Origin of the sequence: Mesorhizobium sp. M1A.F.Ca.IN.022.07.1.1, from assembly GCF_003997575.1 — a bacterium.
Taxonomy (GTDB): Bacteria; Pseudomonadota; Alphaproteobacteria; order Rhizobiales; family Rhizobiaceae; genus Mesorhizobium.
On record NZ_RZST01000359.1, the window covers coordinates 1 to 5,695 of the forward strand.

The window sequence follows — 5,695 nt, forward strand, 5'->3', positions numbered from 1 at the left end:
GCTCACGCCTGTCCTTGTCGATCTTCCGCGTCGCCACGGTCGTTCCAGATCAATTCGCCGTTGGAGCCGTATCCAACTTGCCCGAAGGCCCATTGTTCCGAATGATCCCGCGACGGACGGACGTTTCGAACGAGATGTCTGCAACTCGAATATGTCGGGCCAGGCCCTTGTCGGAAGCTCCCGTTGCTTCTCCCGCCGGGAAGTTCAGCGCTGCTTCCCGGTTCAGCCGGCTGAAGCCGACGCGATGCGCCGGCCTGCGACGTCGGAACCGAAGCGGTGCGTTCGCCGTTCCGGCTGCATTCCTGTCGCCAAGGAGATCGCCATGGCGCCGCGTCCCGCCTGGAGCGGTTATCTCAAACTGTCGCTGGTCACCTGTGCCGTCGAATTGACGAACGTCGTGACCCATGCCGAGAAGGTTTCCTTCCACGTGCTCAATCGCAAGACCGGCAACAGGGTCCGGCGCATCTATGTCGATGCCGAGAGCGGCAAGCCGCTGGATAAAGACGACGAGGTCAGGGGCTACGAAGTCGGCAAGGACGAATTCATCTTCATCGAAGAGGAAGACATCGAGGCGGTGCAGATCGAGTCCTCGCACACGCTCAATCTCGACGGCTTCGTCGACAAATCGTCGATCGAGCAGATCTATCTCGACGCACCCTACTACGTGACGCCCGCCGACAAGGTCTCGGAAGAGGCCTTTGCGGTGATCCGCGACGCGCTGGCAGAAAAGAAGATGGCCGGGCTCGCTCGCATCGTGCTCTATCAGAGGGAACGCCCGGTGGTGGTCGAATCACGCGGCAAGGGCATGATGCTGACCACCCTGCGTTATGGCGACACCGTGCGCGAGCCCGCCGGCGTCTTCGCCGAGATCAAGTCGGGAAAGCCCGACAGCGAGATGATCGGGTTGGCTGAGCACATCATCGATAAGCAGAAGGGCAAGTTCGATCCCACCGAGTTCCGAGATCGATATCAGGAGGCACTGCTGGAACTGGTTCGCGCCAAAAAGGCCGGCAGGAAGGCGCCGAAAGCCAAGGCGGAACCCAAGCCGTCCAATGTGGTCAATTTATTCGATGCGCTGAAAAAGAGCCTCGGCGCGGAGGCCGGGGCAAAACCCAAATCCCCGAAGTCCAGGGGAGCGCCGAAACGAAAAAAGACGAAGAATTCTGCACCGGGGCGCAAATCGGCATAGCAGTTGTCTGTGCGGTGAGCGACATCAAGCTGGCTTGCAGACCGAGGCAAACAAGGCTGGAGTCTTGGCGCCTTCGCCGAGGAGGAATTCGGGTAACGCTCAGCGCGGGCTAAAACACCGTCCGTGGCAGAAGAGCACGAGCTCGAGGATTTCGCGCGCCGGGGCGCACCGGGCACGATCCAAAAATCTATCCGTTGCGTTCCTCGCTTTCACGCAACAGCCGCACGATCGCATCGACTGGGGATGGATTGGCCGCCGGCTGGATTTTCCGTCGCCAAAGATGGCGAAGAAGCTTTTTCAACATGGGCATGCACATACTCCCTAGCTATCAGACCTTGCATCGGGCGTTCCGGGTTGGAGCGCCACTTCCTCGGCGAGCCGGCATCCATCAACCCAGCCGGGCGGCAAGCAGGAAAGCGGCGCCCGCCAGAACCACGAGCGCCGCAATCACCAGCACCGGCCCGTTCCTGCTCGGTTGAAGGCCGGGCGTGTTCTGGGGGCGCTGCATGGCGTCGGCGAAGCTCGCCTGATTGGTGAATTTCGGTTTATCTGATGCGACGCGATGGGCGGAACTCGTCGACCCTCCCGCCTCTGCATCCGTTTCCTGCGGGGCGGCAGAAGGGTCGAATCCGGGCGTCTTGTCCCGGCTAATGCCCATCTGCATTTCGCCTCGACCCTCGGCGGGTGTTCGCTTGCTCGGTGAGGTCATCGGACAGCTCCTTCGCTACCAAACATCTGTCAGGCGTCGGTGTTCCCACGGGATCTTGAACGCGAAGTAGAAACGCTGCTGTCCAGGAACTCGTTTCCGGGAAGGGGGAACTATCAATCGCTGAGCGCGGCCGAACATTTCCTGTTGGGCAGCTTTTACCTTCGTTATCTAAGATGACGAGGCACCGATGCAGGTTCTTGAGACCCAAATAGTTTCCAACTCGGAAGGCGTGGTGACAGTCGAATTTCTCGGTGAGGGCGGCGAAAAGATTGCCGTCACAATGGCTGGATCCGATCCACGGCCGACGTACGGCGACACCGCTCTTATCGATCGCGCCAAAGAGATGATGGTGCAGTGCGCGGTTTTCGAGACCGTGGAACACCGGTCCGCGCAGGAGCGCAACCGCGACTTCAGCGAGCCCGCCAAGCCGGACAGCCCCTTCACATTCGAATATCGCGACCATGATGGCGTGCGGCAGCTCAAGGGCGTGGAATTCCCGAACCTGGAGGCCGTGCACGACGAGGCGCTGCGTTCGGCGATTGATTTGCTTGACGACACGGCCGCCGAAGGTGGGCAGCAGGGCTGGGCCGTCCGGGTTCGCGACGCCAACGGAAAGATCGTGCTGTCAATCGACTTCCACGAGGCGAAACGGAAGAAGGCGGCAGCGGAATGAGGACCGCGGGGGCCTGAAAAGGACCATGCTCCCGTTCCTATCACTGGATATGAGATATTCGACAATGCGCCTGCATCTTAGTCCAGCCTGGGCTCGCAACTGAAACGCCGTGCAGTCCTGCACTGCGGAACCTCATTCCAAATGAATTCCGTGTTCATCCGGAACTTTGGGGACGACTGTCAGTTCGATGATTTGCAGGCGCCGCTTTTTTGGCGCCTGCCGGAGATCGGTGGGAAACACTGATCGGCCCGCACCTCAGACGCGGGCCTGCCGACCCCGCCAGGACAAGCCGGTCAGCCAAGTATGGACGGGAGCCTATCATGAAACACCAAACGCTCGACCAACTGCACGCAGTCGCTGATATCAATCCGCTGGTGCCGCTCACGACAAGGACTGAAAAGATAGAGAGGTGGGCAGAACTGCTCGAGCGGAATCCGTTGCGCTGTCTCGCCGCGCTCACCGGCACCGAGTATCTCTATCCAGGCATGCGGGAAGAGGCGCGGGCGGCTGGATCCCCGCTGACGGTTGCGTTCGAAGACCCGCTGCTGAGGGCCTCGGGCCTGCAGTCCGATACCTATGGGGAAGCCAAACGCTTCTTTGAACTCTCCGATTGGCAGTTGCATGAAGTCGTCTGCAGCTGCCACACCGGCGCAACCATGCAGGCCAGTTGGGCTGCTGGACGCGTCCGGAGAATTGTCACAGGCAATCGCATTTTTGCCTGGCTGAGAAGCCGCTTCATACACTGACTGCGTCTCAACCTGCTCGCTATCGCGGCTGTTGCGACAGCCGCCGGCTTTGCTCGGACGTTGATCGATCCGCGGAGCGATAGGTCCATGCAGGGCGCGCGAGACCGCAATGCGGCGAAGACGGCGATGCGGTGAGAACGGCAAGTCGCCGATCGAAAGGCCCTGCCTCAGCCGTTCTGGTCGATCGCGTGGGGCGCTGGCTGCTGGCTCCCGCCGCTCGGGCGCTCGGGCTCTCGGCCGATCCAGGCCCAAACGGTTATCAACAAAATCACCACGATCGCGATCACTGCAACGATCCGGGGCATCAGAAATCCTTTCGTCCGCTGCTAGCCGCCCGGCTTGTTCGTGTTTGGAGCCGAAGCCGCGCCGACTGTCGGATCGGGCGCAACCGGACCGCGCTTGGCCACCGAACTCTGTTTGCCTAATTGGGCGATGGCGTGTTTGTTCCATCGGACTGATGGAGCCGATTGCCCGCGTCCCTTATCGGCCAGGTCGGGGAACGCCCTTCCGACGATCTGGTTATCCCTCAGATCAACCCGGAGAGTGTCATGGGCAATGACGAGAACCGCCGCGAGACCGGCGCCAGGAAGTACCCGGCCAACACCGATCCGGATCCCTCAGACCGGTTTTCGCAGGCTGCGGCCGGCAACGAAAAGCCTCACGATCGCTTTGGGCTCACCCGCAGACAGGGCGAGGTGGAAGATAAGACACATCAGTCGGAAGGGCAAAACCCTCCGGGACGGGCGACGCCTGGTCCTGCGACGGAAAAGACTTCCGGAGCGGGCCCATCGGTCCCCAAGCAATCCAAGGATGCAAAAGCGCCCAAAGGCGGCCGCCAGCCTGGTGCTTACGTGAAAGAATAGTAGTCTTCGCTCGCCGCATCACCTGTGCGCCGAAGGTTCCGCATAGCGCGATGTCGAATGCATCCGTCCATCACCTACACCCCGAAGGGGTAGGTGTCGGGGACACCGCGCGTCACATGCTCCAGCCCGAGCGGCGTCACGGCGGTAGTTTCATCGAACCAGACGAAGGCATCGAATTGCCGCGCAAGCGAGGCGTCGGCATAGTGGCTGTGCAGTTCCGTTTCCGGCCGATAGATCACTCCGATGAACCGTTCTACCCGACGTTCGGTCAGCCGTTCATGAAGGGCTGGATCGGCTCCAAGGTCGAGCAGGAAACGAGCGGTGCCGGCGTCGTGGCAAAGCCGCTCGTAGCTGTCCTCGCGCGAAGGCCGCACGGACATGATTTCCATTTCGCCGTCCCAATGCCTGGCGGCAGCGACCGTCCCGGCATGCGTGCCGAAGCCGATGAGGGCTACGTCGTCGCCGAACCGCTGGCGACAGAGCTGACCGATGTTCACTTCGTCCCTGACGATTCCCATCTCCGTGAAGCGGGCGTCGCCGATATGGGAGTTGTGCGCCCAGACCACGGCCTTGGCATCGGGGGAACGCGCTTCGATAACATGTTGCAGTGTGTCGAACATGTGCGTGTCGCGCAGGTTCCAGGATTGCGCGCCGCCATAGTACATCACGCGATAGTAGTGCTCGGCGGAGGCGATGAGCCGGGCGTTCTGCGCGGCATCGAACAATTCGTCGCCGTCCTGGCCGGCGTGATCGAGCTGACGCGACAGCATGTCCCGGCATTGCCGCAGCACCGCCTCCTCGCATTCCCGGTAGCCTCGGGTTAGCGCCGCCCGGCCATAGGTGGCGGGTTCGTGCTGCCACGGCGTCAGGCAGCCGTAGCGTTCGCGGGCAATGCTTGCCGCCTCCGGATCGATGCGGTCGAGATATTCCAAAACCGCCGCGATCGAGCCTTTCATATTGTAGATATCGAGGCCGTAGAACCCTGCCTGGCTTGCCGGTGTTTCGATCTGCTCGTTGTGCGCACGCAGCCACTCCACGAATGCCGCGAATTCCGCGTTGCGCCACATCCAGGTGGGAAACCGCTGGAAAGGCATGTCGGCGCGCGGCGAAGGTGGGCGCTGGTGCACATAGCGGTCGATCGCCGCGGCGTCGGGCCAGTCGGCTTCAGCGGCGACGATCGTGAAGCCATGTTTCTCGATCAGTCTTCTGGTGATCCAAGCCCGCGCCCGATAGAACTCGGATGTGCCGTGGCTCGCTTCGCCGAGCAGCACGATCCGCCGGTCGGCAAAGCGATCGAAGGCCTCCACAAAGGCGGGATCATCGAACTCCGGAAGCGGTTCGGCCGCTGCGGCAATCATCTGCGGAAGACTGCGCGCTGGCAAGAGCGGGGAGATACGGCTGGTTCGGATGCGGTTGTCCTCCTGCCAGCCTTCTTCGCCGATCAAAGGGACAAAGCGCACCGCACCGAAATCTTCCTCGCTGTAGGTGGAAGCGCCCGTGCGGGTGACTTTGAGG

The 5,695-nt window shown here is 61.7% G+C and carries 6 protein-coding genes; 4 read left to right on the top strand and 2 right to left on the bottom strand.

Going from position 1 to position 5,695, the window contains the following annotated elements; genetic code table 11:
- Positions 1-322 precede the first annotated feature (322 nt).
- Positions 323-1,189 (top strand): Ku protein, encoded by an 867-nt coding sequence (locus tag EOA75_RS27675; protein ID WP_127325650.1) that lies wholly within the window; start codon positions 323-325, stop codon positions 1,187-1,189.
- A gap of 388 nt (positions 1,190-1,577) precedes the next feature.
- On the opposite strand, the gene EOA75_RS27680 is transcribed toward EOA75_RS27675, so the two are convergent.
- Positions 1,578-1,898 carry a hypothetical protein gene (locus EOA75_RS27680; protein ID WP_127241332.1) on the bottom strand — a complete coding sequence of 107 codons (321 nt, stop codon included), beginning with the start codon at positions 1,896-1,898 and terminating at the stop codon, positions 1,578-1,580.
- A gap of 187 nt (positions 1,899-2,085) precedes the next feature.
- Here EOA75_RS27680 and EOA75_RS27685 point away from each other — a divergent pair, with 187 nt between their 5' ends.
- The 3 genes from EOA75_RS27685 (at position 2,086) to EOA75_RS27695 (ending at position 4,180) form a co-directional block, all read left to right on the top strand.
- Positions 2,086-2,571, top strand: coding sequence for a hypothetical protein (locus tag EOA75_RS27685; RefSeq protein ID WP_127325651.1), 486 nt, complete (start codon positions 2,086-2,088; stop codon positions 2,569-2,571).
- Between the two features lie 320 nt (positions 2,572-2,891).
- Positions 2,892-3,317, top strand: a complete 426-nt coding sequence (locus EOA75_RS27690) for a hypothetical protein (protein WP_067320635.1) — start codon at positions 2,892-2,894, stop codon at positions 3,315-3,317.
- A gap of 548 nt (positions 3,318-3,865) precedes the next feature.
- Positions 3,866-4,180: a hypothetical protein gene (locus EOA75_RS27695; protein WP_067320781.1), complete on the top strand. Its 315-nt coding sequence runs from the start codon at positions 3,866-3,868 to the stop codon at positions 4,178-4,180.
- Positions 4,181-4,254: 74 nt separating this feature from the next.
- Here the strand turns inward: EOA75_RS27695 and EOA75_RS27700 are convergent.
- A partial coding sequence (locus tag EOA75_RS27700; RefSeq protein ID WP_127325652.1) for an erythromycin esterase family protein occupies positions 4,255-5,695 on the bottom strand: 1,441 nt, incomplete at its 5' end.